At 70.1% G+C, this 25,853-nt stretch carries 25 protein-coding genes; 9 read left to right on the top strand and 16 right to left on the bottom strand.

All coding sequences use genetic code 11. The annotated features are described in order from the left end of the window. Nucleotides 1–202: 202 nt before the first annotated feature. Both ACFYPC_RS28675 and ACFYPC_RS28670 read right to left on the bottom strand, forming a co-directional pair. Nucleotides 203–403, bottom strand: coding sequence for a hypothetical protein (locus ACFYPC_RS28675; RefSeq protein ID WP_365428924.1), 201 nt, complete (start codon nucleotides 401–403; stop codon nucleotides 203–205). A 384-nt stretch (nucleotides 404–787) separates the two neighbouring features. Continuing rightward, on the bottom strand, nucleotides 788–1,069 hold the full coding sequence (locus ACFYPC_RS28670) for an acylphosphatase (protein WP_388681887.1): 282 nt from the start codon (nucleotides 1,067–1,069) through the stop codon (nucleotides 788–790). A gap of 143 nt (nucleotides 1,070–1,212) precedes the next feature. On the opposite strand from ACFYPC_RS28670, the gene ACFYPC_RS28665 reads away from it, so the two are divergent. Further along, complete coding sequence (locus ACFYPC_RS28665; RefSeq protein WP_388681884.1) at nucleotides 1,213–2,172, top strand: CAP domain-containing protein; 960 nt, start codon at nucleotides 1,213–1,215, stop codon at nucleotides 2,170–2,172. A 155-nt stretch (nucleotides 2,173–2,327) separates the two neighbouring features. Then, nucleotides 2,328–2,741: a winged helix-turn-helix transcriptional regulator gene (locus ACFYPC_RS28660; protein WP_388681881.1), complete on the top strand. Its 414-nt coding sequence runs from the start codon at nucleotides 2,328–2,330 to the stop codon at nucleotides 2,739–2,741. A 14-nt stretch (nucleotides 2,742–2,755) separates the two neighbouring features. Here ACFYPC_RS28660 and mutM read toward each other — a convergent pair whose 3' ends face one another. The 8 genes from mutM to ACFYPC_RS28620 all read right to left on the bottom strand — a co-directional run bounded on the left by mutM (nucleotide 2,756) and on the right by ACFYPC_RS28620 (nucleotide 11,276). After that, the gene (gene mutM, locus ACFYPC_RS28655; protein ID WP_388681878.1) at nucleotides 2,756–3,616 is read right to left on the bottom strand and encodes a bifunctional DNA-formamidopyrimidine glycosylase/DNA-(apurinic or apyrimidinic site) lyase; all 861 of its coding nucleotides are present in this window, start codon (nucleotides 3,614–3,616) and stop codon (nucleotides 2,756–2,758) included. A gap of 120 nt (nucleotides 3,617–3,736) precedes the next feature. Then, complete coding sequence (rnc, locus tag ACFYPC_RS28650) at nucleotides 3,737–4,591, bottom strand: ribonuclease III (protein WP_388681875.1); 855 nt, start codon at nucleotides 4,589–4,591, stop codon at nucleotides 3,737–3,739. Nucleotides 4,592–4,610: 19 nt separating this feature from the next. Continuing rightward, on the bottom strand, nucleotides 4,611–4,784 hold the full coding sequence (rpmF, locus tag ACFYPC_RS28645; protein WP_033321093.1) for a 50S ribosomal protein L32: 174 nt from the start codon (nucleotides 4,782–4,784) through the stop codon (nucleotides 4,611–4,613). Nucleotides 4,785–4,786: 2 nt separating this feature from the next. Next, the gene (locus tag ACFYPC_RS28640) at nucleotides 4,787–5,431 is read right to left on the bottom strand and encodes a YceD family protein (protein WP_388681872.1); all 645 of its coding nucleotides are present in this window, start codon (nucleotides 5,429–5,431) and stop codon (nucleotides 4,787–4,789) included. Nucleotides 5,432–5,558: 127 nt separating this feature from the next. Continuing rightward, complete coding sequence (locus ACFYPC_RS28635; protein WP_388681869.1) at nucleotides 5,559–6,650, bottom strand: ATP synthase F0 subunit B; 1,092 nt, start codon at nucleotides 6,648–6,650, stop codon at nucleotides 5,559–5,561. Nucleotides 6,651–6,830: 180 nt separating this feature from the next. Further along, nucleotides 6,831–7,310, bottom strand: coding sequence for a pantetheine-phosphate adenylyltransferase (coaD, locus tag ACFYPC_RS28630; protein ID WP_388682253.1), 480 nt, complete (start codon nucleotides 7,308–7,310; stop codon nucleotides 6,831–6,833). A 26-nt stretch (nucleotides 7,311–7,336) separates the two neighbouring features. Continuing rightward, nucleotides 7,337–7,924, bottom strand: a complete 588-nt coding sequence (gene rsmD / locus ACFYPC_RS28625) for a 16S rRNA (guanine(966)-N(2))-methyltransferase RsmD (RefSeq protein WP_388681866.1) — start codon at nucleotides 7,922–7,924, stop codon at nucleotides 7,337–7,339. Nucleotides 7,925–8,036: 112 nt separating this feature from the next. Next, nucleotides 8,037–11,276: a helicase-related protein gene (locus ACFYPC_RS28620; protein WP_388681864.1), complete on the bottom strand. Its 3,240-nt coding sequence runs from the start codon at nucleotides 11,274–11,276 to the stop codon at nucleotides 8,037–8,039. Nucleotides 11,277–11,439: 163 nt separating this feature from the next. Here ACFYPC_RS28620 and ACFYPC_RS28615 point away from each other — a divergent pair, with 163 nt between their 5' ends. Both ACFYPC_RS28615 and ACFYPC_RS28610 read left to right on the top strand, forming a co-directional pair. Next, nucleotides 11,440–13,278, top strand: a complete 1,839-nt coding sequence (locus tag ACFYPC_RS28615) for an HSP90 family protein (protein ID WP_388681861.1) — start codon at nucleotides 11,440–11,442, stop codon at nucleotides 13,276–13,278. Next, the gene (locus tag ACFYPC_RS28610) at nucleotides 13,275–16,250 is read left to right on the top strand and encodes a tetratricopeptide repeat protein (RefSeq protein WP_388681858.1); all 2,976 of its coding nucleotides are present in this window, start codon (nucleotides 13,275–13,277) and stop codon (nucleotides 16,248–16,250) included. The genes ACFYPC_RS28615 and ACFYPC_RS28610 overlap by 4 nt, the downstream gene beginning before the upstream one ends. 233 nt (nucleotides 16,251–16,483) lie before the next feature. Here the strand turns inward: ACFYPC_RS28610 and ACFYPC_RS28605 are convergent, their stop codons facing one another. After that, nucleotides 16,484–18,271 (bottom strand): DAK2 domain-containing protein, encoded by a 1,788-nt coding sequence (locus ACFYPC_RS28605; protein WP_388681856.1) that lies wholly within the window; start codon nucleotides 18,269–18,271, stop codon nucleotides 16,484–16,486. A 258-nt stretch (nucleotides 18,272–18,529) separates the two neighbouring features. Between ACFYPC_RS28605 and rpmB the strand changes: the two genes are divergently transcribed. Further along, a complete protein-coding gene (gene rpmB, locus ACFYPC_RS28600) occupies nucleotides 18,530–18,715 on the top strand; it encodes a 50S ribosomal protein L28 (RefSeq protein WP_266474652.1) in 186 nt (61 codons plus the stop codon). A 147-nt stretch (nucleotides 18,716–18,862) separates the two neighbouring features. On the opposite strand, the gene thiD is transcribed toward rpmB, so the two are convergent. Together thiD and ACFYPC_RS28590 are read right to left on the bottom strand one after the other, a co-directional pair. Further along, a complete protein-coding gene (thiD, locus tag ACFYPC_RS28595) occupies nucleotides 18,863–19,660 on the bottom strand; it encodes a bifunctional hydroxymethylpyrimidine kinase/phosphomethylpyrimidine kinase (protein ID WP_388681853.1) in 798 nt (265 codons plus the stop codon). Next, the gene (locus tag ACFYPC_RS28590; RefSeq protein WP_388681850.1) at nucleotides 19,657–20,622 is read right to left on the bottom strand and encodes a thiamine-phosphate kinase; all 966 of its coding nucleotides are present in this window, start codon (nucleotides 20,620–20,622) and stop codon (nucleotides 19,657–19,659) included. The genes thiD and ACFYPC_RS28590 overlap by 4 nt, the downstream gene beginning before the upstream one ends. Before the next feature lie 272 nt (nucleotides 20,623–20,894). Here ACFYPC_RS28590 and ACFYPC_RS28585 point away from each other — a divergent pair, with 272 nt between their 5' ends. Together ACFYPC_RS28585 and ACFYPC_RS28580 are read left to right on the top strand one after the other, a co-directional pair. After that, on the top strand, nucleotides 20,895–21,128 hold the full coding sequence (locus ACFYPC_RS28585; protein ID WP_003997603.1) for an Lrp/AsnC family transcriptional regulator: 234 nt from the start codon (nucleotides 20,895–20,897) through the stop codon (nucleotides 21,126–21,128). A gap of 20 nt (nucleotides 21,129–21,148) precedes the next feature. Further along, on the top strand, nucleotides 21,149–21,640 hold the full coding sequence (locus ACFYPC_RS28580) for a DUF3515 domain-containing protein (RefSeq protein ID WP_388681848.1): 492 nt from the start codon (nucleotides 21,149–21,151) through the stop codon (nucleotides 21,638–21,640). Nucleotides 21,641–21,664: 24 nt separating this feature from the next. Here ACFYPC_RS28580 and ACFYPC_RS28575 read toward each other — a convergent pair whose 3' ends face one another. From ACFYPC_RS28575 to ACFYPC_RS28565, 3 genes are read right to left on the bottom strand one after another with little or no spacing between them, the layout of a single operon-like run. After that, complete coding sequence (locus ACFYPC_RS28575; protein WP_388681845.1) at nucleotides 21,665–22,822, bottom strand: D-alanine--D-alanine ligase family protein; 1,158 nt, start codon at nucleotides 22,820–22,822, stop codon at nucleotides 21,665–21,667. Nucleotides 22,823–22,880: 58 nt separating this feature from the next. Continuing rightward, entirely contained in the window at nucleotides 22,881–23,891 is a 1,011-nt protein-coding gene (locus ACFYPC_RS28570) for an NAD(P)H-dependent glycerol-3-phosphate dehydrogenase (protein WP_388681842.1), read from the bottom strand. Then, a complete protein-coding gene (locus ACFYPC_RS28565; RefSeq protein WP_388681841.1) occupies nucleotides 23,888–24,739 on the bottom strand; it encodes a lysophospholipid acyltransferase family protein in 852 nt (283 codons plus the stop codon). Before ACFYPC_RS28565 ends, ACFYPC_RS28570 begins: the two co-directional genes overlap by 4 nt. Before the next feature lie 144 nt (nucleotides 24,740–24,883). Here ACFYPC_RS28565 and cofC point away from each other — a divergent pair, with 144 nt between their 5' ends. Further along, a complete protein-coding gene (cofC, locus tag ACFYPC_RS28560) occupies nucleotides 24,884–25,531 on the top strand; it encodes a 2-phospho-L-lactate guanylyltransferase (protein WP_388681838.1) in 648 nt (215 codons plus the stop codon). 70 nt (nucleotides 25,532–25,601) lie between these two features. Then, on the top strand, nucleotides 25,602–25,805 hold the full coding sequence (locus tag ACFYPC_RS28555; RefSeq protein ID WP_384379002.1) for a hypothetical protein: 204 nt from the start codon (nucleotides 25,602–25,604) through the stop codon (nucleotides 25,803–25,805). The last annotated feature ends 48 nt before the right edge of the window (nucleotides 25,806–25,853 follow it).

Here is a 25,853-nt window from a genome sequence, read left to right as displayed (position 1 = left end):
GGACTCTACCTTTCCAGCCGGTCTCACTCCATGAACGCGCGGTTTCACCCATGAACGTGCAGGGCACACCAGACGTTAAAGACAGTGGAAGAGAGCGCGGGGGAAAAAAGAAGGGACGCCGAAGAGGCGTCCCTTGCGATTCTGACAACTTAGCGGTTGATGTGGGCTGCCCAACCACTGCTGTCGTGGTGCGATGCAGTGATCAGGTGAGCGCAGGCTCCGCCTGGGGTACGTCGAGATCGAGAAGCGAGTCGTGAGAAGCGGCAGCCGCGAGCGCGTCGTTCTCGGCCTGGATCCGTCCGAGCTCGGATTCGAGGTCCTGTACGCGCTGCTGGAGCCGTCGCATCTCGGCGATGAGTCGCGGGTCGGAACCGCCGACGTAACCGAGAAGCGCCTTTGCCATGATGGATGGTCCTCCACACTGAGTGACCGACCGAAACGGTGTGGGTCGATGGGTCGTGAGGGAATCGCACCCGCGATGCTTGACACTTTTAAGTTCTTGCTGCTGTTCCACATGCCAAACAGCTAAGGTGCGCGGGGCTTTCAGCGTCTCACCAAAAAGTTTGACGGTCAACACGATCACGCCCGTAATGGCGGGCAACGCCGGGGCACGCGGCCCTTCAAGGGCGGCGCTGCGACTCCCGCGGGCCCTGGGGCGTGGAGATCATCCGTATCCGCGGAGCCTGCCACGACCGGTCGTTCTTGGCAACCACCTGGGCCTTTCCGCTCCCGGCAGGTGCTGGTGGCATGCTCTGCCGCTCCCGCACGGCCGGCTGCCGCGGTTCGGTCAGCGGATGGCGAACCCGTCGTAGATCCCGCGGGGCGTGTCCCAGATCTCAGTGACTCCGTCCACGCGCCCGGGTGTGTCGTCACTCTGGAGCCAGTCGAGCAGGCTCTGGCAGCCGCTCCGGGGGCCCTCCGCGACCACTTGGACGCGTCCGTCGTCGAGATTGAGAGCAAAACCACTCAGCCCTCCGATCTCCAGCGCCCTGGCCCGCGTGAACCAGCGGAAACCCACGCCCTGAACCCTTCCGCGCACCCAGACGACCACCCGTACAACCTCATTCATGGGTGCACGCTAACCGGACAATGTCTCTCGGGACACATCCTCCCCTTGCGCCATGCGGTACCGTCCGGACCCAATGAGTCTCATATGAAACTCACTCTTTAGGGTGAGGTTCGCTGACGGCAAGATCGAGGAAGGCCACATAGATGGGACGCCACCGACGCTCAGCCGCCGGCCGCGCCGCCACAGGTCGCGCCACCGGGAGCACTGACACCCGCACGGACCGCACGGGCACCAACGGTCCCTACGGGCCGGAGAACCTGTATGGCTACGCGGCTGTCGCCGACTTCCCGAGCGGTGCCGTAGCCCGCTCGCACCGCAAGAGGAGGGCCGCCACCCCCGTGCGTACGGGGCTGCTCGGCGTTTCCGCCGCCGTGGCCCTCGGCACCGTCGCCGTCGCGGCCGGTGTGCTGCCCGGCAGTGAGAACTACTCGCTCGGCGGCGGCAACGCCGACAACGTGCAGGCCGCCGGCTCCCCGTCCAGCGTGGAGACACCGCAGGGCGGTACGTCAGGCAGCGCGGAGGAGAACCGCGACGACTCGGGGACGAGCCGTGACGCCGAGCGCGAGGCCACGCCCTCGGCCGCCCCCTCGACATCTGAGGCCGCTCCGACGACGACGCCCTCTGAGAAGCCCGCGGCCGAGCCCGCCGAGACGGCCAAGCCGTCGAAGCCCGCCGAGAAACCCACCAAGGCTCCGAAGACCACCGCCCCGGTGACGGTGTCGGCGGAGACCGCGGCCGAGGCAGCAGTGCTCGAACTGGTCAACGTGGAGCGGGCCAGTGCGGGGTGCAGCCCGGTGGCGGCGAACAGCTCCCTGACCGAGCTGGCCTCCGCCTTCAGTGAGGACATGGCCGCGCGCGGCTTCTTCGACCACACCGACCCTGACGGCGCGACCCCCTGGGACCGCGCGGCGACCGTCGGTATCAGCAACCTGGGCGGCGAGAACATAGCCCGCGGCCAGGCGACCGCCGAGGCCGTGATGGAAGCCTGGATGAACAGTCCCGGCCACCGCGCCAACATACTGAACTGCGACTTCAAGACCCTGGGCGTGGGTGTGCACCTCGGCGAGGGCGGCCCTTGGTGGACGCAGGACTTCGGCTACTGACCGGCTGCGGGTACTGACCGGTTTCGGCTACTGACCGACTTCGGGTACCGGCCGACTTCGGGTACCGGCCGACGACCGGTACCCGGCCTGGCGTGCACTGTCGATGAGCAAGCGCGACCCCACGGTGGGCGCGGTGCCGGGGTACGCTCCGAAACATGGAGCCAGCCGTGCAGACCGCCGCCGCGAGCGGTGAGTGCCAGGATCCCGCGTACAGCGTGTTCGCCCGGAACTGTCCGTCCCGGGGCACGCTGGAGCACATCACCGGCCGCTGGGGCGCGCTCACGCTGGGAGCCCTGCACGACGGCACGTTCCGGTTCAACGAGTTGCGCCGCCGTGTCGACGGCGTCAGCGAGAAGATGCTCTCCCAGACCCTCCAGGCACTGGAGCGCGACGGCTTGCTGCACCGCGACGCCCAGCCGACCAACCCACCACGCGTCGACTACACGCTCACGCCGCTCGGCCGCGAGGTCGCCCAGCGTCTCCTGAGCCTCATCCACTTCATGGAAGGCCACATGGAAGACGTACTGGAGTCCCGCGGACGCTACGACGAGGCGCGCCTGCAGCGCTAGCGAAACCCTCGCGGCTACACGGTCGCGCGCGGCGCCCGCTGACAGCGCGGGCAGAAGTAGCTGGACCGGTTCATCCACGCGCGCCGCATGATCGGCGTCGCGCACCGACCACAGGGTTCGCCCTCACGCCCGTACGCGTCGAGCGAGCGGTCGAAGTAGCCGGACTCCCCGTTGACGTTGACGTAGAGGCTGTCGAAACTGGTGCCGCCGACCGCGAGGGCGTCGTTCATGACGTCGCGGATGTGGCCGAGCAGCTCGGTGGTACGCGGCCGGGTGAAGGTTGTGGTGGGACGTTCGTAGTGCAGCCTGGAGCGCCAGAGCGCCTCGTCCGCGTAGATGTTGCCGACCCCGCTGATCAGCGACTGGTCGAGCAGGGCGCGCTTGATCGTCGTACGCCGGCCGCGCAGCGCCGTGTGGAACGCGGCGTCGTCGAAGAGCAGGTCGAGCGGGTCGCGGGCGATGTGCGCGATGACGTCCGGGAGGCCGTCCGCGGTGTTCTCGTGCAGGGAGAGGCCGCCGAAGGTGCGCTGGTCGACGAAGCGCAGCTCGGTCCCCCGGCCGTCCTCGAAGCGGACACGGACGCGCAGGTGCTTCTCGTCCGGCGCGTCCTCGGGCTGCACCAGGAGCTGGCCGCTCATACCGAGGTGCGCGAGCACGGAGTACGGGGAGTCGGCGAGGGGCAGCCACAGGTACTTGCCGCGACGCATGGCCTCGCCCACGCGGTGACCCGCGAGCGCCTTCGCGAAACCCTCGGGCCCGGCCAGATGCCGCCGTACGGCTCGCGGATGCCGGACCTCCACCGTCCGCACGACCCGCCCGCTGACCCAGCGCTCCAGACCGCGCCGCACGACTTCGACCTCGGGCAACTCGGGCACGGCGCTCCTTGGGAGAATGCGATATGAACCCCGCCGCTGCGCGAGCGCTGCGACGGGGTTCGGATACTGCGGATACATCACTTACTACTGGGTAATGCAGGTGCTTCAGTTGTGAAGGAATCAGGCCGTGGCCGGATCGCTCGTCGGAACCGAGGGGGTGTCGGCGTTCCCCTCGGTGGCCTGGGCTGCCGCCTGTTCTGCTTGTTCTGCGGTGGCCGCCCTGGCCGACTTCGCGCGTTCGTCCGCGTCGGAACGGATCGCACGCCACGCGGATTCCGCGGCCTGCTGTTCCGCTTCCTTCTTGCTGCGGCCGGTGCCGGTGCCGTACGAGACGCCTCCGACGCGGGCGGCAGCAGTAAAGGTCTTCTCATGGTCAGGGCCGGTCTCCGAGACCAGGTACTCGGGAACCCCGAGCCCTTCGGTCGCGGTGAGCTCCTGGAGACTGGTCTTCCAGTCCAGGCCGGCTCCGAGATTCGAGGACTTCTCAATCAGCGGGTCGAAGAGCCGGTGGACGAGTTCGCCCGCCGATTCCAGACCCTGGTCGAGATAGACCGCGCCGATCACCGCTTCAAGGGTGTCGGCGAGGATGGACGCCTTGTCCCGGCCACCCGTGCCTTCTTCACCCCGGCCGAGCCGGATGAAGGAGCCGAGTTCGAGGCCACGACCCACCTCCGCCAACGCACGCGAGTTGACCACCGCGGCCCGCAGCTTGGCCAGTTGGCCTTCTGGGAGATCGGGGTGAGTGCGGTACAGCGTGTCCGTGACCACGAGGCCTAGCACGGAGTCCCCGAGGAACTCCAGGCGTTCGTTGGTCGGCAGACCGCCGTTCTCGTATGCGTACGAACGGTGGGTCAGTGCACGCACCAGAAGGGCGGACTCGAGCTTGTAGCCGAGCCGCCCTTCCAGAAGCGTGTGGGACGAGGCTGTGTTGTCCGCCTTTTTCTTGGCGTTTGAATCCGCCTTGGCGTCAGACATCAGACCTCTCACCAGCCGCTCAGACCTCGAGGACCTGGCGCTTGTTGTAAGTGCCGCAAGCGGGGCACGCGATGTGCTGCAGCTTGGGCTCGTGGCAGCGCTCGCACGCAACCAGGTTGGGGACCGCAGCCTTCCACTGCGACCGGCGGTGGCGCGTGTTGCTGCGCGACATCTTCCGCTTCGGAACAGCCACGGCTACTTCTCCTGCTTCTCGTCGACGCCAGTTTCGGCGCCGCCCAACTCGTCCTTCTCGCCATCTTCGAGTGAACCGGCGAGTCCCTGCAGTGCCGCCCAACGGATGTCGACGGCCTCGTGGTGGTGGTCCGGGGCGTCCGCGAGCCGTGCTCCGCATTCGGAGCACAGGCCGGGGCAGTCGTCCTGGCACACCGGCTGCATCGGCAGTGCGAGCACCACCGCATCACGCAGCACGCCTTCGAGGTCGAACAGGCCGTCCTCGAGAAAGAGCGCGTCCTCGTCGTCCTCGGCGTCGTCGGCCGGCTCCGCTTTGGGGCGGCCCCGGTCGTCGGCGTCAGGGTACGAGAACATCTCCTGGAACTCCGCGTCGAGCGCCAGCTCGAGCGGCTCCAGACACCTTACGCACTCCCCCTTGGCCAGTGCACGGGCGGTGCCTGTGACAAGCACACCTTCCATGACCGACTCAAGCCGGAGGTCGAGCTCCACCGGGGCGCCTTCCGGCACTCCGATGACTCCCTGGATCCCGAGATCCTTGGGGGCCTCGATCGTGCGGGACAGGCGCTGGAGCGCGCCAGGACGCCGCCCCAGCTCGTGTGTGTCGAACACGAGCGGGTTGCGGTGGTCGAGGCGGGCGTTCAGAGCCATTCCTGCTTTCGATCTTCGAAGCTCAAGAGGATGCTGCCCGTGGTGTTCCGGGGCAGCAGTGATCGCGGACGTACACGCGACCGAACGGCCAGGATACTGGACCTTTCGCTCACGGCCCAATCCGGTGTCAGCGCCCCTGTTCGTACGCCCGCAGCTGCTCCGCACTGATCATGCTCGTGTCGAAGAGGCTGGTCTCGTCGAGTGCGTGCTGCTGCGCGTCCATGACGTGCGCCTGGGGCTGCGCGTAGACCTGCTGCTGGTTCGGGTCGTACGCCGGCTGCTGGTCGTAGCCCTGCTGCTGCGGGTAGGCGGCGTACGGGTCGGCGGTCTGCTGCTGGTACGCGTACGGATCCTGCTGGGCGTACTGCTGCTGGTATCCGTACGGATCGGGGGCCTGCTGCTGATACGCGTACGCGTCCTGCTGTGCGTACACCTGCTGCTGGGCCGGGATCTCCGGAGCCTGGGGGGCCACGGGCGCCACAGGCGGCTCGGGGGTGGTCTCCGCGAGTTCCGCGAGGCCCGCCAGGTAGTCGGAGTCGTTCGTGTGGTGCGCGGGCGTCCCGTCGTCCGTGAGGAGGCCGAGGTCGTCGCTGGCGATGCGGCCGTGCAGCTTCTGCCGGCCGCGGCCGACGGCATCCAGGGTCTTGGCGAGGACGGCCTCGAAGGCACCGAGCTTGACGTCGACGTACTCGTCGGCGCTCCGGCGCAGGGTCTCCGGGTCGTGGCTGCGCTCGGGGGCGTCCTCGTCCTCGTATCCCTGCTCGTCGATACCGGGGCCGGTGCCCAGGAGCTTCTCGCGGCCGCGGCCGACGGAGCCGAGGGTCTTGGTGAGGACCACCTCGAAGTTGGCGAGCTTGGAGTCGACGTAGTCGTCGGCCTCCGCGCGGACCTCCTCGGCCTCCTGGCGGGCCTCGGCGAGGATGCGTTCGGCCTCGGCCTGGGAGCGCCGGGCGATCTCCGTGTCGGAGATCAGCGAGCCGCGCTCGGCGTGCGCGGTCTCGATGATCCGCTCGGCCTCCTGGCGGGCGTGCTCGACCAGCTGCTCGCGGCCGCCGATCAGCTCCTCGGCCTGGGCGAGGGAGCCGGGCAGCGCCTGGCGCACCTCTTCGAGCATGGCGAGCAGCTCGGCGCGGTTGACCACGCACGAGGCCGACATGGGCATGGAACGGGCGCTGCCGACCGACGCGACGATCTCATCGAGCTTCTTCTGCACGTCCACTCTGTGCTCGCCACTCTCTACAGCTGTGATGGAGACGGACGGGTCGACTGTACGACCACTCCCGCCCCGCCCGACACCGGATGACGGCCTGTCAGTTGCGCGGGGCGGCTCGGTCCGTGCCTCGGGGAGGTCTGGGCCCTTGCCTCGGGAACGGGCTCGGTCCCCGCCTCGGGAACGGGATCAGTCCTTGCCGAGACGCTCCTTGAGCGCGTCCAGGACCACCGGCGGCACCAGGTGGGAGACGTCGCCGCCCCAGGTCGCGACCTCCTTGACGAGCGAGGAGGACAGGAAGCTGTAGGTGGGGTTGGTGGGGACGAAGAGGGTCTCCACGCCCGACAGGCCGATGTTCATCTGGGCCATCTGCAGCTCGTAGTCGAAGTCACTGACGGCGCGCAGGCCCTTGACGATCGCGGGGATGTCGCGCTGCTTGCAGAAGTCGACGAGGAGGCCGTGGAACGCCTCGACCTCGACGTTGCCGAACTCGGCGGTGACCTCGCGGATCAGTGCGATCCGCTCGTCGATCTCGAAGAGGCCCTTCTTCGACTGGTTGATCATCACCGCGACGTGCACGACGTCGTACAGCTTGGAGGCTCTGGCAATGATGTCGAGATGTCCGTTGGTGATCGGGTCGAACGACCCGGGACAGACGGCGCGGCGCAACTGAGGTCCCTCGCTCTCCAGTCCGGTCATCGTGCGTCTTCGCACGTAGCGGCGGCGCGACCGTACCAAAACGTCCCCTCGCCGTAACGACGGGCCCTGATCGCGTCGAAACCGACCGGCCACCCGAATTCGCCGCCTCTGGTGCTGCGCTCCACGGTGACGAGGGCTTCGGCCGCGAGCCAGCCCCCCGACCGGAGTGTGAGCAGAATCTCGCGAAGATCGTCGTCCGAGACGGCGTACGGGGGGTCGAGGAAGACGAGGTCGTACGGGTCCGACGGCGCCGGTGTCTGGATGATCTGTTCCGCTTTGCCCGGCCTGACCTCGGCGCCGGGCAGGTCCAGCGACTTCACGTTCTCGCGGATGACGCGGGCCGCGCGGGCGTCGGCCTCGACGAGCAGGGCGTGTCCGGCGCCGCGGCTGAGGGCCTCCAGGCCCACGGCGCCCGACCCGGCGTACAGGTCGAGGACGCGCTCGCCCGCCAGGGGGCCGCCGAGCAGGGACTGCCAGGTGGAGAAGAGGCCCTCGCGCGCCCGGTCGGAGGTGGGCCGGGTGCCGGTGCCCGGCGGGACGGTCAGGCGGCGTCCGCCGGCCCGGCCGGCGATCACGCGGGTCATGAGGGTCCTTTGCGCTGGTGGGGAAGGCGGCGGGTCTGTCGGGCCCCAGTCTCTCAGCCGCTGTCCGCGTACCGCCTCTCAGCCTCTCGGTCTCTCTCCCCTTCCTGCCCTCTCAGCCCTTGTCCAGGTACTGCTCCCGCTCCTCGTCCAGGAGCGCCTGCAGGGCCGTACGCAGGCCTGGCAGGCCGGCGAGCTCCGGGTCAGCGGCGACGACCGCGGCGGCCTCCTCGCGGGCCTCGGCGATGATCTCCTCGTCCTCGATGACGGCCAGCATGCGCAGCGAGGAGCGGACACCGGACTGGGCCTGGCCGAGGACGTCGCCCTCGCGGCGCTGTTCGAGGTCGATGCGGGAGAGTTCGAAACCGTCGAGAGTGGACGCCACCGCGTTCAGCCGCTGGCGGGCCGGGCTCGCCTCCGGCATCTCGGTGACCAGGAGGCACAGGCCGGGGGCCGAGCCACGGCCGACCCGGCCGCGCAGCTGGTGGAGCTGCGACACTCCGAACCGGTCGGCGTCCATGATCACCATCGCTGTGGCGTTCGGCACGTTCACCCCGACCTCGATCACCGTCGTCGCGACCAGGACGTCGGTCTCGCCCGCGGCGAAGCGGCGCATGACGGCGTCCTTGTCGTCGGGCTGCATCCTGCCGTGCAGGACCTCGACCCTGAGTCCCTGGAGAGGGCCGCCTGCGAGATGGTCGGCGATGTCCAGGACCGCGAGCGGCGGGCGCTTCTCGGCCTCGGTCCCGTCCTCGGGGGACTTCTTCTTGTTCTTGGTCTTGGCCGGGTCGTCCTCGTCGTCGCCGATGCGGGGGCAGACGACGTACGCCTGATGGCCGTTCTCCACTTCCTCGCGCACGCGCTCCCAGGCGCGCGACAGGAAGTGCGGCTTGTCGGCGGCGGGAACGACATGGCTGGCGATCGGCGAGCGCCCGGCGGGGAGTTGGGCGAGGACCGAGGTCTCCAGGTCACCGAAGACGGTCATCGCCACGGTGCGCGGGATGGGTGTGGCGGTCATGACGAGCAGATGCGGGGGCTGCTTACCCTTTCCGCGCAGGGCGTCGCGCTGCTCGACACCGAAGCGGTGCTGCTCGTCGACCACGACCAGGCCCAGGTCGTGGAACTGCACCTTGTCCTCGATCAGCGCATGCGTGCCGATGACGATCCCGGCCTCACCGGTGACGAGGTCAAGCAGCGCCTGCCGCCTGGCGGCGGCCCCCATGGACCCGGTGAGCAGCACGATCTTCGTGGAGTGCTCGGCCCCTGAGAGCATCCCGCCCTCGGCCAGCTCCCCCATCATCTCCGTGATCGAACGGTGGTGCTGCTGGGCGAGCACTTCGGTGGGCGCGAGCATCGCGGCCTGCCCTCCCGCGTCGACGACGGTGAGCATGGCGCGCAGGGCCACCATGGTGTTGTGGGTCACTGTGAAGTTGTCCGTGACATAAGCGTGGCTCGGGTGGGCGATGCTGATGCATTGGACCGGTTTGCGGCCCACGTACTCCACTGCCCGAATACCCCGTCGGAATGTGTTGTATTTCGGGCGCGGGCACACTCGTTCAACCTTGCGGGACAGCCTGAAGGGCGCGTACTTGTCCGGGAGCGCCACCGACACGTTGAACGCGGCCCGCTTGGGCAGCACTCGCGCCCGGCCACCCAGCGAACGCACGAGCCACGCGACATCCTCAGCGAGCCTGAGCGAAGCCGAGCAGAAAGAGACACTCATCCCGTCCGCGTGGACCGTGCCGTCGGTGTCCAGGAGCCCCTGGAGGAGAGCGAGACGGTTCTTGATCGACGTGTTTTTGAAGTCTTCGGGAATGAACTTGCTGTGGGATGTCCTACCCCACAGGTCCAGGTCGCGCAGGGCCTGGATGACAGGATTCCGCACACCGCCGGAGCGCTGCTTCAGCTGGATCGTGTAGTCACAGCGGGACCCGGTCACCGGAACCAGCAGGCAGTCCGGCGCGACAGCACTCGCCGCGGCGTCATGGATCTCGTCATCGACCGTGGACAGACGCAGATTATGTCGGAACGAGCCATCACCCAGCAGCAACCCGAAGAGGTAGGGGTCAAGTGGCAACCCAGCGTCCCCTCCCAGGTCGACCGGCGTTGCTGCGGGGACATACCACTTCGACGATCCGTTCGCCTTGAACGTGTCGAGACGAATCTCCCGAGCGGTCATCACCTTGGGCGTCTGGCCACGATGCCGTCCGCGGCTCGTACCGACGATCCAGAGGTGCTCGTCGTCACACTCCACGGAACTTCCGTCGGAGAGAACCATGCGCCAGACATCACGCTCTCCTTGGGGGAAGACCCCGTCGATCAGGGCAATTTCTGCGTTGGGCACGACAACTTCGTCGCCCTTCCGCAGGTCCCCCATCCGGCGGAAGCCCATGGGCGTCAACACCAGCGAGTCAAGGGGTTGAGCCTTTCCGGAACCGACCTCTCCCTGGAGCAGCCGGTGCATCGGATGCTCGGTCGCGAGGTCGTCGAAGATCTCCTTGGAGACCTTCTGCTGGCCTTCGGTGAGGGTGAAGGGGAGCTTGGCGTCGAAGGCGGTGAGGAGGCCGGCCGGCTTGGGTTCGCGGGCCACGGCGGGGAGTTGGGCGTCGGCGTACCTGCGGCGGGCCAGGGCGACCTGGAGGACGAAGGCCTCGTCCCACTTGAGGCGGGCGCGGGCGTCGTGGACGTCCGCCGTGGTCTGCGGGCGGTGGATCTTCAGAAGCGCCTCGGGGAGCGCGACGAGACCACGGCCGTCCCGCAGTGAGTCCGGGAGCGGGTCGAGGGCCTCCTGCGCGTGCGGCAGCACCGTCTGCACGGACTTGGCGATCTTCCAGGACTCCAGCTTGGCGGTGGCCGGGTAGAGCGGGATGAGAGCCCCGGCCCAGGAACCGACGGATTCGGTCGCCTCGTCGTCGTCGCCGCTCAGCAGCTCGTACGCCGGGTGGGCCAGCTGGAGGCGGTGGTTGAAGACGGAGACCTTGCCGGAGAACATCGCGCGTGTGCCGGGCAGCAGGTCCTTGTGGGGCTTGTGCACACCGTGGCCGAAGAAGACCAGCTGGAGACGGCCGCTGCCGTCCGTGATGGTCACTTCGAGGCGCTGCCCTTTTCCGCGCGGGGCCCTCGCCGAGGCGAAGCTGTGCAGGCGGGCGTCGGCGACCTGGGCGACCACGGTCACGTGCTCGTCCATGGGCAGGTCGGCGAGGTGGGTGAGCTGACCGCGCTCCTCGTATCTGCGGGGATAGTGGTGCAGCAGGTCGCCCACGGTGTGCAGGCCGAGGTGCTCGGCCATCACCTTCGCGGTGGCGGGGCCGAGCGCCTTCTTCAGTGGTTCTTCGAGCACGGACACGAGATCCATTGCACACCACCGCACTGACATCGCCGTATACGTCCTCGAAATCCGCTGGTCAGGCGGGTGGTTCCGGGCCTAGGATGACCCGCTCCGGCCCTCTTCGCGGTCACCGCCTTCCGGGACCGCCCGACCCCGCGCCGTCGCCCGTCCCCCCACCGGCGCTGCGACGATGGAATCCCAGACCTCACAGTCATCCCAGGCATCCCAGCCACCTCATACCTTCCAGGTCGACCTGCGCGGTCTGGTGGACCTCCTCTCCCATCACCTCTACTCCAGTCCCAAGGTCTATCTGCGCGAGTTGCTGCAGAACGCCGTGGACGCGATCACCGCCCGGCGCGCCGAACAGCCGGACGCTCCGGCCACCGTGCGCCTTTACGCCGAGGACGGCTCTCTGCGCGTGGAGGATTCCGGGATCGGGCTGACCGAGTCCGATGTGCACAGCCTCCTGGCGACCATCGGCCGCAGTTCCAAGCGCAACGACGGTCTTGAGTCGGCGCGTTCCGACTTCCTGGGCCAGTTCGGCATCGGGTTGCTGGCATGTTTCGTGGTCGCCGAGCGGATCCGGGTCGTCAGCCGAAGCGCGCGTACGCCCGACGCGGCGCCCGTGGAGTGGACAGCGGCCGACGACGGCTCGTACACCGTGCGCACCCTGCCGCAGGAGGCCCGCACCGAACCGGGCACCACCGTGCACCTGGTGGCGCGCGCCGGGGCCGGCGAGTGGCTCACGCAGGAGAAGGTCCTCTCGCTGGCGCAGGACTTCGGTGCACTGCTGCCGTACGACGTTCGCGTGGGCGACGAGGCGATCACCGACCTTCCGGCGCCCTGGGACCGCGCGTACCCGAGCCCCGCGACCCGCAGGGTGGCCCTGGCGCGGCACTGCCACGACCTGTTCGGGTTCACGCCGCTGGACTCGATCGACCTGGACGTGCCGCTCGCCGGCATCCGGGGCGTGGCGTACGTCCTGCCGTCCTCGCTCAGCCCTGCCCAGCGCGCGAGCCATCGTGTGCACCTGAAGGGCATGCTGCTCACCGAGCGGGCCGAACAGCTGCTGCCCGACTGGGCGTTCTTCGTGCGCTGCGTCCTGGACACGGACAGTCTGCGGCCCACCGCGTCGCGCGAGTCGCTGTACGAGGACGAGACGCTCGCCGCCGTACGCGAGGCCCTTGGCGAGCGGATCCGGTCCTGGCTGACCGGGCTCGCGGCAGGCGACCCGGAGCGGCTGGCCGCCTTCCTCTCGGTCCACCACCTGGGTGTGAAGTCCCTGGCCCGGCACGACACCGAGATGCTGCGCACGATGCTGCCGTGGCTGCCCTTCGAGACGACCGACGGGCGGCTCTCCCTGGAGGAGTTCGCCCAGCGGCACCCGGTGGTGCACTTCACGCGGACCGTGGAGGAGTACCGGCAGGTCGCGCCGATCGCCTCCGCCCAGGGCGTCGGGGTCGTCAACGGCGGCTACACGTACGACAGCGAGCTGGTCGAGGCGCTGCCGTCCGTGCGCCCCGGGACGGTCGTCTCGGAGCTGGACGCCGACACCGTGACGGCGCACCTGGACTCGGTCGATCCGGCCGAGGAGCTGGCACTGTCGGCCTTCCTGGGGGCCGCGCGGGCCAGACTCGACCCCCTGGGCTGCGATGTGGTCCTGCGCGCCTTCCACCCGCTCTCGGTCCCGGCGCTGCATCTGGACGACCGGGCGGCCCGCCACGAACAGGCCCGCGCGGAGGCCGAGAACCAGGCCGACGACCTGTGGGCGGGCATCCTCGGCTCACTGCGGGGCAGCGCTCCACGCGCGCGTCTGGTGCTCAACCACCACAACCCACTGATCCGGAGGATCAGCTCACTCAAGGATCCGGAGCTGATCGGCACCGCCACGGAGTCCCTCTACGGGCAGGCCCTGCTGATGGCCCAGCGCCCGCTGCGGCCGGCCGACTCCGCGCTCCTGAACCGCGCGTTCATCGGCCTCCTTGAGTGGGCCACACACACCGACTCCGGGGAGGACGGCCACCGATGAGCGGGATCGACCCCATCACCGACTTCGACACTCTCCGCCAGGCGATGGCGGACAACTTCGAGCAGCCGGAGGGACCCGCCCGCAACGCGCGCGCGGAGCTGCTGCTGACCGAGGCGGAGAAGCTCGGCATCCCCCTCGCGGTGATCGAGGCACTCGCGCACCAGCTGAAGGTCTACAACTACAGCTCCGAGAAGGACAAGATGTTCGTCCCCTTCGCGCGCCTGCTGCGCATGTGGGACGAACGGCCCGAGGACTTCGACGAGTACGAGATCCACTCCCTGCACTGGGTCTTCAAGTGGATGTCGGCCGGAATGCTGGACCAGCCGCACATTCCGCTCGCCTCCATAGAGAAGTGGCTCGGCGAGATGGAACACCGCTACCGGCTGGCCGGTCACTCCGAACGGGCCGTGCGCAGCGCCGAGTTCAGTGTGTCCGCCCATCTCGGGGACCTGGACCGCGCCGAGCGGGCGTACGCCGCCTGGCTGGCCGCCGACCGGGACACCATGGCCGACTGCCACGCGTGCGAGCTGCACGGCCAGGGGTGGTGGCAGGCGCTGCGCGGCTCCGACGCGGAGGCGGTGGAGCTGTGGGGCCCCGTCCTGGAGGGTGAGTACTCGTGCGCGCACGAGCCGCACACCGTCCTCGCGTCCTCCCTGGTCCCCTTGCTGCGCCTGGGACGCGTGGAGGAGGCGCGCGCCAACCATCTGCGGGGCTTCCGGCTCGTCCGCGCCATGGAGAGCATGCGCGGCGCGTACGCGGACCATGTGGAGTTCTGCGCGCTCTCCGGCAACGAGGCGCGCGCCCTGGAGCTGCTCGCCGAACGCCCCGCGTACTTCACGGACTCCGGGGACCCGCGCAGCAAGCTGAACTTCATGGCCGTGGTGGCCCTCCTGACGGACCGCCTGACCTCCCTCGGGCTCGGCGACCAGACGGTGCCCGGGCCGGTCGGCCGCGCGTGGACCGCGAGCGACCTCGCCGCCCACGCGCGCGGGGAGGCACTTTCGCTCGCGGCGCGCTTCGACGCGCGCAACGGCACGTCGTACGTCAGCACGCGGGCCCTCGCCCGGATGAACCAGCCGGCGCTCGTCGACCGCCTGCCGCTGGGTGTGCGCTCAGCGCGCCCCGCACCCGCGGTGCACGTGACCCGTCCGCCCGCCGGAGCGGAGTCGGCCGCCGAGCCCGACCTGCCCACGCTGCTCACGGAGGCCCGCCGACTGTCGGACTCCCGGAGCCCGGACGCCGTCGAAGCCTGGGCGGCGGTCTCGCGCGCCGCCGAGGGACACCAGCTGGGCGTCCGCGACCGCGCGGAGATCGCCGACCACGCGGCGATGGAGCGCGGCCCGGAGGGCATCGAACTCTTCCACCGCGCCGCCGAGCTCTACGCCGAGGCCGGCGACCCCGGCGAAGCCCTCGCCGCCCGCGCCCGCGCCGCCTACGTACTCGCCCTGACCGGCGGCACCGAGGAGGCCCTGGCGGCCGTGTCGGAGCTGTGCGACGGGGTGCTCGCGCTCTTCGCGGAGGGCGGGACGGGGGTGTCCCAGGCGGCGTCCGTGCTGGTGGGGCGGGCGCGGATCCTGATGCATGGGCTGGACAGCGACGCGGGCGCGGGCCTGTCGTCGGGTGACGCCGTAGGCGCTGCCGAAGTGGCGGCCAGGGAGTTGTTGGCTCTTGCCGAGCCGCACGTCGAGGACGTACGGCTGGCTTCACGGGCCGCGGAGGCTCAGGCGATGCTCGGGGAGCTCGCCGCGCGTGCCGGGGACACCGTGAAGGCCGCGGAGCTGCTCGGCCTGGCCGTCGAGACGTATGTGGCGGCCGGGCTGCCGTGGTTCGCCATGGAGCACGAAGCGCGACTCGCCGCGATCGCTCTGCACCACGGCGACACGGAAGCAGCGGAGCGGGCGGCCCGCGCGGCGTTGGAGCACGGCGGGCCCCACCTGGAGGCGCCGGGCCATGCGCAGTTGCACCTTCAGCTCGCCGAAATCCTCGGTGGCACGGGGCAGTTCGGGCCCGCTGCTGAGCATGCCCTGGAGGCCGCGCACTGGGCCGACGAAGCGGGCCAGAGTGCCACGCTCGGCGCCTGGGCCCGGCATCAGCTCGGCGGTTTCCTGGTCCGTCAGGGGCGGTGGGCCGAGGCCGCCGAGATACTGGAGTCGGCGCTGCCCGATCTGACCACCGACATGCACGGCGACGGTGCGATCGTGCAGACCCAGTGGTGGCTCGGTGACTGTCTCACCGAACTCGGCGACCACCGCGAGGCCGCCGAACGCTGGTTGCAGGCCGCCGACATCGCCCGCCACTGGCCCGAGCAGCGCGACCACGCGATGCTCGCCCATCTCGCCGCCGAGGCCCTCGGAAACGCCGGGCTGCACGCCCAGGCGGACCAGGCGTACGCGCGCGCCGGCGACCTCTGGCGCGACCTCGGAAACGTCCACGGGCTGGTCCGCTCACTGCGGGCCCGCGCCTGGGCGGCCGTCCCTACGGACGCGGGGCTCGACGGGGCACGGGAGTTGATGGCGGCGGCGGTGCGGGAGTGCGAGGACGCGATCCGGGACACGCCGGGCGGCTCCGGCCCCGCGGTGGACGAGGACGGGGACGAGAGCGAGGCAGCGCGTCTCCGTCTCGTCGCCGAACTCGGGCACACCCACCGTCAATTCGGTGACCTGGTGGCGCGATCCGTGCCGGACGACGCAGAAAAGGCTTGGGCCAGAACCTCTTTCGAGGAGGCCCTGGGCCATCTCACCCAGGCGATCTCCGTGTTCGCTTCCCTCGGGGACGAGCTCCTCGACGTCCGCACCGCCGCCGAACTCGGCGCCGGATGGCTGGAGGCGGACCTCCGCCGTCCCACCGCGGCCGCGGCACGCGCGCGTGCGGTGCTTGCCGCGTACGCGGGGCTGGAGGGCGAGACCGCTCAGGCGCGGCGCGCGGAGGCCGAGAACATGCTGAAGCTGATGGAGGCGAATTCGGAGGGGTGACCTGGGGGGTGGGGGGAGTTATTTCGCCCCCTCCGCCCCTACCCGTCCCTTGCTTCTGGGGCTCCGCCCCATTCCCCGCTCCTCAAACGCCGGAGGGGCTGAAAATCTTCAGCCCCTCCGGCGTTTGAGGACGAGGCCGTCCAGGCCGAAGCGGGGGTCTGGGGGCGGCAGCCCCCAGAAACAGGGACGGATAGGGGCGGAGGGGGCGACAAACCACCCACCCCTACCGACACCTACTCCACCCCGATCAACAACAACGCCCCTTGCCGCCCACCCCGGTACACCACCGTGTCCACCGCCAAATACCCTTCCCGTACCCGGGATTCAAGGCGGTCCGCGATGGTCTCGGGCGCCTCGTCGCCAAGGACGAGGGTGACCATTTCGCCGCCGGCTGAGAGCATGCGGTCCAGGACGGCTTCGGCTGTGACGGTGATGTCGGAGCCGATCACGGCGACATCGCCGTCGATGAGGCCGAGGACATCGCCGGCCTGGCAGATGCCGGCCATGGTCCAGGACTGGCGCTCGGCGACCGCGACCTCCGCGTAGCGGGTGGCGCCGGCCGCGGAGGTCATGGCGACGACGTCCTCGTCGAACCGGCGTTCCGGCTCGTGGACGGCGAGCGCGGCGATGCCCTGGACCGCGGAGCGGGTCGGGATCAGCGCGACGCGGACACCGTCCACGCGCGCCTGCTCGGCGGCCGCGGCCGCGGTGTGACGCAGTTCGGCGTCGTTGGGCAGAAGCACCACCTCGCGCGCGTGGGCACGCCGCACGGCCTCGACGAGCTCTCCGCTCGCGGGCGGCTCCCCGGGCCGCGCGAGCACGGTGGTCGCCCCGGCCTCCGCATACAGCTCGGCCAGCCCCTCTCCGGGCACGACAGCCACGACGGCACGCTGTGCGCGCTCCCGGGGAGGACGCCCCGGGCCTCCGGTGTGGACGTCCCCGAGCCCGAAGTGGGTGATCCTGATCCGGTACGGCCGTCCGGCCTCGACACCCGCCTCCACGGCGGCACCCGCGTCGTCCACGTGCACATGGACGTTCCACAACCCGTCCCCGCCGACGACGACGAGCGAGTTGCCCAGCCGGTCGAGCCGGTCCCGCAGCCGGGCCACGGCCTCGTCATCCGCTTCCAGGAGGTAGATCACCTCGAAGGCGGGCCCGCCCTCTTGCGGCACCGCGTCCCCGCACACGTCGGGGTGCACTCCTCCGATGCCGGCACCGACGATGTCGACGCCGCCGATGCCGCCGCCGATGCTGACGCCGGTCGAGGCATCCGCCACGCGCGCGTGGACCTCCGCGGCTCCGGCGAGCGCCCTCGGCCTCTCCCCCGTGAACGTCTCCACCAGCGCCGCCAGCACCACCACCAGCCCCCGTCCGCCCGCATCGACGACACCGGCCTGCCTCAGGGCTGCCAGTTGCCCGGGCGTCGCGGCGAGGGCCGCCCGCGCTCCCGCGTACGCCGCGCGCGCGACCGTGCCGCAGTCCCCCTCGGCGCCGGTGGCCGCGTCGGCGGCGGCCGAGGCGACCGTGAGGACCGTGCCCTCGACGGGGTGGGCGACGGCCTGGCGGGCGGAGTCGGCGGCCTGCCGGAGTGCCAGCCGCAAGCCCGGTCCGCCGGTGTGAGCGGTCTCACTGTCGGCGGCGAGCACCTGGGCCATGCCCCGCAGCAGCTGCGCGAGGATCGTCCCGGAGTTGCCCCGGGCGCCTATCAGCGCGCCGTGCGCCATCGCCCGTACCGCGTCCGCGAGCGTCGGCTCACCCCCGCCGGCCTCGCGCCCCCCGCCTGCTTCGCGCCCTTCGTCGACGTCGTACCCCGCGCCGACCTCGTGCCCGGCGAAGACCGCCTCGACCGCCGCGGTCGCCGATTCCAGCGTCAGATACAGGTTGGTGCCGGTGTCCCCGTCGGCGACCGGATAGACGTTGATCGCGTCTATCTCCTCGCGCGCCCGTCCCAGCGCCTCCAGCGAGAGACCGCACCAGGTGCGCACCGCGAGAGCATCGAACGTCTGCGGCACCTGCGGCACCTGCGCCTCCTTGAGCTGCTGGACGTGGACGCAGCGTAGACCCAGAAGGGGTTACTGTCGGTAGCGGGTCTACGGAGGGCCGGGGCGTGGCCCTGAGCAGCCATGGTAGTTTCGTTGTCTGGACGCAGTCGTTGTATGCTGCTCCGGTTGCCCGATCCGATCGGGCCTTCCTCCTGGCAACGCCACTCAGATCGTAGATCTTGATCCCGGCATGCCGGGATCCACCGTAAGTGCATCTGAAGTTTTTGGAGTGAGCCCGTGGCTGCCAACTGCGACGTCTGCGGCAAGGGGCCGGGCTTCGGCAACAGCATCTCGCACTCGCACCGCCGTACGCCCCGTCGCTGGAATCCCAACATCCAGCGCGTTCGTACCGTGGTCGGCGGGACGCCGAAGCGCGTGAACGCTTGCACCTCGTGCATCAAGGCCGGCAAGGTCACGCGCTGACAACCGCTAGCGCGCGGCCACTGCTGGTTCGCTTGCACTGAGCCGGTCCACCTCACGGTGGGCCGGTTTTTTGCTGCGCCCGGGCGAGACGAAACAGCACACGTAAACGCTTACGCAAGCGTTTACGCGCCGCGTCCAAGCGCCTACCTACCCGCCCGCCCTGAACCGCCACCCATGATCTACCGGCCCGATCCCGCCCCCCAGCGCGAACCCGGCCGCGATCGCCCCGGTGACGTACTCCTTGGCCGCCGCGACGGCCTCCGGCACACTCTCCCCCTTCGCCAGGCCGCACGCGATGGCCGAGGCGAGCGTGCAGCCCGTGCCGTGCGTATGCCGGTTGTCGTAGCGGGGGGCGCGCAGCCAGTGCTCCTCGGATCCGTCCGTCAGCAGATCGACGGCGTCCCCGGTCAGATGGCCGCCCTTGATCAGCACCCACTTCGGCCCGTACGCCAGCACAGCCGCCGCCGCGTCACGCAACTGTTCCTCGGACTCGACCCGCACACCCGTCAACTGGGCGACCTCGTCGAGGTTCGGCGTCGCCACAACGGCGAGCGGCAACAGCTTCGTACGTACGGAATCCAGCGCGGAGTCGGCCAGCAGTGAGTCGCCGTGTTTGGAGACGCCGACCGGGTCGACGACGGCCGGCGCGTCCGTGCCGGCGATCAACTCGGCGACGGCCTCGACGAGTTCGGCAGAGGCGAGCATGCCGGTCTTGACCGCCTGGACGCCGATGTCGTCGACGACACTGCGGTACTGGGCGCGCACCGCCTCAACCGGCAGCTCCCAAGCGCCTTGCACGCCGAGGGAGTTCTGCGCGGTGACAGCCGTGATCACGCTCATTCCGTGCACGCCGAGCGCGAGCATCGTCTTCAGGTCGGCCTGGATTCCGGCGCCGCCACCGGAGTCCGAGCCTGCGACCGTCAGAACCCTCGGCGGCGCACTCACGACTCGATCTCCCCGAAGTGGTCCCAGCCGCCCTTGCTCGTCCAGGGCGCGCCGTCGACCGTGACCTGCGGCAGCGCGGACGGGTTGAGGACCTCGCCGATGATCTTCCAGCGGGCGGGCAGTTTCACGTCCGGCGGGAAGGTGGCGACGATCGCGTGGTCCTCGCCGCCGGTGAGCACCCACTGGATGGGGTCGACGCCGACGGCCTGCCCGATGTCGTTCATCTGGGTCGGGATGTCGATGGCGCCGGAACGGATGTCGATGCGGACCTTGCTCGCCTCGGCGATGTGCCCGAGGTCGGCGATCAGCCCGTCGCTGACGTCGGTCATCGAGGTCGCGCCGAGCCCGGCCGCTGCGGGACCCGCGTGATACGGCGGCTCCGGACGCCGGTGCGCCTCCACGAAGGCGCGCGGCGAGCGGAAGCCCCGGGAGAGCACCGCGAAGCCGGCCGCCGACCAGCCCAGCCAGCCCGTCACGGCGACGATGTCGCCGGGCTGGGCCCCGCCCCGGATCACCGGCTCGTGGTTGCGCAGATCGCCGAGCGCGGTGATGGAGACCATGATGGTGTCGCCACGTACGACATCACCGCCGACCACGGAGGCGCCCGCGACCTGGCACTCGTCGCGCAGCCCGTCCATCAGCTCGGACGGCCAGGTGGCCGGGAGTTCGGCCGGCACGACCAGGCCGAGCAGCAGCGCGGTCGGTACGGCGCCCATCGCGGCGATGTCCGCGAGGTTCTGTGCGGCGGCCTTGCGCCCCACGTCGTACGCCGTCGACCAGTCACGGCGGAAGTGCCGCCCCTCCAGGAGGATGTCGGTGCTCGCCACGACCCTGCGGTCGGGCGCGGCCACCACCGCGGCGTCGTCGCCGGGGCCGACCCGGACCGCCGGGGTGGTGGTGAGACGCGAGGTGAGCTCCTTGATGAGCCCGAACTCCCCCAACTCGCCCACGGTGCCCTTCATAGTCGTACTGCCCCTTCTCTTCCTGTCTGCGCCACGGTACGTCTCGTGCGAACGGTGGCGCGTACCGCCTGCGCCGCGCCACGCGAACCGTCCTCGGTGCGGTCGCGTGCCGTCCTCGTCCTCGGTACGGTCGAATCGGCCGTCCACTTGTGCAGTCTGTGCACCCCGGCGCGCAATCCCCGGTCACCGCGGGTCTCCCCGCGGCGAGCGGCGACGCGATACCGTGGCGTTCCTTTTCCCCACATGATCCTCGTGGCCGCCCTGGAGGTTCCGTGGTACAGGCGTACATCCTGATCCAGACGGAGGTCGGCAAAGCGTCGACCGTCGCCGAGACGATCAGCAAGATCCCGGGGGTGATCCAGGCCGAGGACGTGACAGGACCGTACGACGTGATCGTGCGCGCCCAGGCCGACACAGTCGACGACCTCGGCCGCATGGTGGTCGCCAAAGTCCAGCAAGTGGACGGCATCACCCGCACCCTGACCTGCCCGGTCGTGCACCTGTAGCCCCCGTCTAACCTTGGCCGGTGAACTTCTTCCGTCACCGGCACACCGCCGCCTTCGGGCTGCCCGTTCTCGCTCTGCTGATTGCCGCCACGGGCTGCACCTCGGCAGACGACGACGCCTCGGCCGTGGTTCCCAGCCCGGACGCGAAGGTCACGAAGCTGTGCGAGAACCTGGACAAGGAGCTGCCGGAGAAAGTCAACGGACTCGACCGGAACGATCCCGAGCCGCGGTCCGCGCTGACCGCGGGCTGGGGAAGCCCGGCGATCATACTGCGCTGCGGTGTCGAACGGCCTGCCGAGATGAACGACCCCAACGCCGACGGCGCCGAAGTGAACGGGGTCGGCTGGCTGATCGAGGAGCAGGACGACGGGTCGTACGTCTTCACCACCACCCTGCGCACGGCATACGTCGAGGTGAGGCTCCCCAAGGAGCGGGCCGACCTGGGCGCGGGCCCGCTCACGGCCTTCGCCGCACCCATCAAGAAGGCGATCCCCGAAGGGATCGCCGACTGACGTACAGGGGTGCCGGGAAGGCTCTCAGCGAAGCCCGGTGGAACGGTTCAGCGCCGCCTGCACCAGGCGGTCCACCAGCTCCGGGTAGCCCACGCCGCTCGCCTCCCACATCTTCGGGTACATCGAGATGGGCGTGAACCCCGGCATGGTGTTGATCTCGTTGATCACGAACTCGCCGTCCTCGGTGAGGAAGAAGTCCGCGCGCACCAGGCCCTCGCAGGAGGCGGCCTCGAACGCCTCGACCGCCAGCCGCTGGACCTCCGCCGTCTGCTCGGGCGTCAGCGGGGCCGGTACGAGGCCGGGTGTCGAGTCGATGTACTTCGCCTCGAAGTCGTAGTAGGCGTGCGCCTGCACGGGCGGGATCTCGGCGGGCACGCTGGCGCGCGGTCCGTCCTCGAACTCCAGGACCCCGCACTCGATCTCGCGGCCGCGCAGCAGCGCCTCCACGATGATCTTCGGGTCGTGGCGCTGTGCCTCCGCGATCGCCTCGTCGAGGCCCTCGAAGGAGTCGACCTTGGTGATGCCGATCGAGGAGCCCGCGCGCGCGGGCTTGATGAACAGCGGCCAGCCGTGCTCGCCCGCGAAGCCGGCGATGCGCTCGCGGGCCCCCTGCTCGTCGCCGGTCCACTCGCGCGGGCGGATCACCAGATACGGGCCGACGGGCAGCCCGAAGGAGGTGAACACCCGCTTCATGTACTCCTTGTCCTGGCCGACGGCCGAGGCGAGCACACCCGCGCCGACATACGGAACTCCGGAGAGTTCCAGGAGGCCCTGCAGGGTGCCGTCCTCGCCGTACGGGCCGTGCAGCACGGGGAAGACCACGTCGACCTCGCCGAGGGCCTTGGGGACGGAACCCGGTTCGCTGTAGACGACTTCACGATTGGCCGGGTCGACGGAGAGGATCACGCCGCCCTCGGTGGACTCCGCGAGCCGGTCCACGCTCGGCTGCTGCCGGTCGACGATGGCCATGCGGTCCGGCTCGTCGGCGGTGAGCGCCCAACGGCCGTCCTGGGTGATGCCGATCGGCAGGACGTCGTACTTCGTCCGGTCGATCGCCCGCAGGACCGCGCCGGCCGTGACCACGGAGATCCCGTGTTCGGAGCTGCGGCCACCGAAGACGACGGCCACGCGCGGCTTGCGCGGCGGCTGCTCAGGGCTCTGGGGGAGGTTCTCAGTGCTCATATCGCGTTGAGCGTACCCGCTGGTACCCCCCTCAGTCAGCGCCTGTTGACCCTGTCGCTCAGCGTCGTTCCGCCTTGGCGCTGCGCGACATCATCTCCTTGAGGGCGACGACGGGCGGCTTGCCCTCGTGGACGATGCCGACGACCGTTTCCGTGATGGGCATGTCGACGCCGTGCCGACGGGCCAGATCCAGTACCGACTCACAGGACTTGACGCCCTCGGCGGTCTGCCTGGTGATCGCGATGGTCTCCTGGAGGGTCATGCCCTTGCCGAGGTTGATGCCGAAGGTGTGGTTGCGCGACAGCGGCGAGGAGCAGGTGGCCACCAGGTCGCCCAGGCCCGCGAGTCCGGCGAACGTCATCGGGTCGGCGCCCATGGCGAGGCCCAGGCGCGAGGTCTCCGCGAGCCCGCGCGTGATGAGCGAGCCCTTCGCGTTGTCGCCGAGTCCCATGCCGTCCGCGATGCCGACGGCGAGACCGATCACGTTCTTGACGGCGCCGCCGAGTTCGCAGCCCACCACGTCGGTGTTGGTGTACGGGCGGAAGTACGGCGTGTGGCAGGCGGCCTGGAGACGCTGGGCGACCTCTTCGGAGCGGCAGGCGACCACGGCTGCGGCCGGCATCCGCGCGGCGATCTCCCGTGCGAGGTTGGGTCCGGTGACCACGGCGATGCGGTCCTGGCCGACCTTGGCGACGTCCTCGATCACCTCGCTCATCCGCATGGTGGAGCCGAGTTCGACGCCCTTCATGAGCGAGACGAGGACGGTGTCGGGCGCGAGCAGCGGCGCCCACTGCGCGAGGTTCCCGCGCAGGGTCTGCGAGGGAATGGCGAGCACCGTGAAGTCGGCCTCGTGCGCGGCCTCGGCGGCGTCCGCGGTGGCCCGCAGGTTCACCGGGAGTTCGACACCCGGCAGGTAGTCCGGGTTCATGCGCGTGGAGTTGACCGCTTCGGCGAGGTCGGCGCGGCGCGCCCACAGGGTGACGTCGCATCCCGCGTCGGCGAGCACCATGCCGAAGGCCGTACCCCACGATCCGGTCCCGAAGACAGCCGCCTTGACCGGCTTGCTCACGTGCCCTGCCCCTCTTCCTGCTGTGCTTCGTGCCGCACCTGCGCCTGGTGCAGGGCCTGCGCGTTCTCCTCGGCGTCCTGCTCCTGCGCGGCGATCTGCCGGGCGGCCCTTTCCTGGGCCGCGGTCCGCCTCCGCTGCTCGATCCGCTCCTGGCGCGGGTCGTAGGGCGCCCGAGGTGCCTTCTCGCCGCGGATCTCCTCCAGTTGCGCGGTGATGGCCGCCATGATGGCCTCGGTCGCCTCCTTGAGGACGTCCGGGGACATCTCCTTGTCGTAGAAGCGCGAAAGGTCCACCGGAGGGCCGGCGAGGACGTGGTGGGTCTTGCGCGGAAGTACGTGGAGCTTTTTGGCGTACGGCGGCAGAAGTTCGTTGGCGCCCCACTGGGCGACCGGAATCACCGGGCACTTGGTCTGCAGGGCGACCCGGGCGGCACCCGTCTTGCCGGTCATCGGCCACTGGCCGGGATCGCGGGTGATGGTGCCCTCGGGATAAAACGCGACGCACTCACCGCGCTCGACGGCGTCGATCGCCGCCCGGAAAGCACTCAGCGCGTCCGTGGTCTCGCGGTACACCGGGATCTGTCCGGTGCCGCGCATCGCGGCGCCCACGAACCCCTTCCTGAAAAGACTGCTCTTCGCCAGGAATCGTGGAACGCGCCCGGTGTTGTACTGATAGTGCCCATACATGAACGGGTCCACATGCGAATTGTGGTTCACCGCGGTGATAAATCCGCCCTCTGCCGGAATGTTCTCGATCCCGCGCCAGTCCCGCTTGATCAGAACCACCAGCGGCGGTTTGCAGAGGACCGCTGCAAAGCGGTACCAGAAGCCGATTCTGCGGCGGGGCACGCGAACACCTTCCTCCAAGGCCTGGGGGGCCGCACAAGTGTCGCCCCGGGCCGCCTGTCTGTCGAGAACACCGTACGCCCCGGCGTGCGGACCGCCAGGGCGCCCGGGTCACAATGGGCGCGACAAGGGAGAGACGGGGCGCTCGTGCATTGGTTCCTGGTGGTACCGCTCAAACCTCTGGCACGGGCCAAGAGCAGGCTGGCGGACACCGCCGGCGACGGGCTGCGCCCCGGGCTCGCCCTCGCCTTCGCACAGGACACCGTGGCAGCGGCGCTGGCCTGCACCGCGGTCCGCGATGTGGCGGTGGTCACGGATGACGCCCTTGCCGGGCGGGAACTCGCCGCACTGGGCGCCCGCATCGTCACGGGCGAGCCGGCGGGCGGCCTCAACGCCGCCCTGGCGCACGGCAGCTCCGCCGTACGCTCCCGAACTCCCGAAAGCGCCGTTGCCGCCCTGAACGCCGATCTGCCCGCACTGCGACCGCGGGAATTGGCCCGAGTACTCGAAGCCGCCGTCGAATTTCCCCGCGCTTTTCTCCCCGATGCAGCCGCAATCGGCACCACTCTGCTGGCCGCGGCCCCGGGCCAGGAATTGCTCCCGACTTTCGGCACCGATTCCCGCGCCCGCCATCAGGCCTCGGGCGCCGTGGAACTCCGCCCCGACGGCGTGGATTCCGTACGTCAGGACGTGGACACCGGTGACGACCTGCGAGCCGCACTGGCACTGGGCGTCGGCCCACGTACGGCGGCACTGGCCGCCCGCCTGCTCATCCCGGGCCAACCGGGCGGCTGACACCGTTCCCCGCCCACCTCGCGCCCACCACCGGCCGCCTTGGATCCCGCCGCCTGGATAGGCTTCCACCATGCAGGCGACCGCGTACACGTACGACCCCGAGACCCGCAGCGGCCAGGTGCTGCTCGACGACGGCACCCCGGTGCCCTTCGACGGCCCGGCGTTCGACGCGGGCGGGCTGCGGCTGCTGCGTCCCGGCCAGCGCGTGCGGGTCGAGACCGAGGGCGACGGCGAGGGACGCCGGATCACCCTGATCACCCTGCAGACCTTCTAGAGACCTGTCGGGCCGGACACGCCGCGGGCCGGGCTCCCGATGGGAGCC

The sequence above is a fragment of the Streptomyces sp. NPDC005808 genome, assembly GCF_042871385.1.
Classification (GTDB): Bacteria; Actinomycetota; Actinomycetes; order Streptomycetales; family Streptomycetaceae; genus Streptomyces.
This window is presented reverse-complemented; position numbering and strand designations above follow the sequence as displayed.

Coding starts and splice junctions, on each gene's coding strand:
- ACFYPC_RS28665 (WP_388681884.1), top strand. CDS start 1,213: ATGGGACGCCACCGACGCTCAGCCGCCGGCCGCGCCGCCACAGGTCGC.
- ACFYPC_RS28640 (WP_388681872.1), bottom strand. CDS start 5,431: ATGGCTCTGAACGCCCGCCTCGACCACCGCAACCCGCTCGTGTTCGAC.
- ACFYPC_RS28610 (WP_388681858.1), top strand. CDS start 13,275: ATGAGCGGGATCGACCCCATCACCGACTTCGACACTCTCCGCCAGGCG.
- ACFYPC_RS28620 (WP_388681864.1), bottom strand. CDS start 11,276: ATGGATCTCGTGTCCGTGCTCGAAGAACCACTGAAGAAGGCGCTCGGC.
- rsmD (WP_388681866.1), bottom strand. CDS start 7,924: ATGACCCGCGTGATCGCCGGCCGGGCCGGCGGACGCCGCCTGACCGTC.
- ACFYPC_RS28670 (WP_388681887.1), bottom strand. CDS start 1,069: ATGAATGAGGTTGTACGGGTGGTCGTCTGGGTGCGCGGAAGGGTTCAG.
- ACFYPC_RS28590 (WP_388681850.1), bottom strand. CDS start 20,622: ATGAAGGGCACCGTGGGCGAGTTGGGGGAGTTCGGGCTCATCAAGGAG.
- ACFYPC_RS28660 (WP_388681881.1), top strand. CDS start 2,328: ATGGAGCCAGCCGTGCAGACCGCCGCCGCGAGCGGTGAGTGCCAGGAT.
- ACFYPC_RS28675 (WP_365428924.1), bottom strand. CDS start 403: ATGGCAAAGGCGCTTCTCGGTTACGTCGGCGGTTCCGACCCGCGACTC.
- ACFYPC_RS28615 (WP_388681861.1), top strand. CDS start 11,440: ATGGAATCCCAGACCTCACAGTCATCCCAGGCATCCCAGCCACCTCAT.
- ACFYPC_RS28555 (WP_384379002.1), top strand. CDS start 25,602: ATGCAGGCGACCGCGTACACGTACGACCCCGAGACCCGCAGCGGCCAG.
- ACFYPC_RS28575 (WP_388681845.1), bottom strand. CDS start 22,822: ATGAGCACTGAGAACCTCCCCCAGAGCCCTGAGCAGCCGCCGCGCAAG.
- rnc (WP_388681875.1), bottom strand. CDS start 4,591: ATGTCTGACGCCAAGGCGGATTCAAACGCCAAGAAAAAGGCGGACAAC.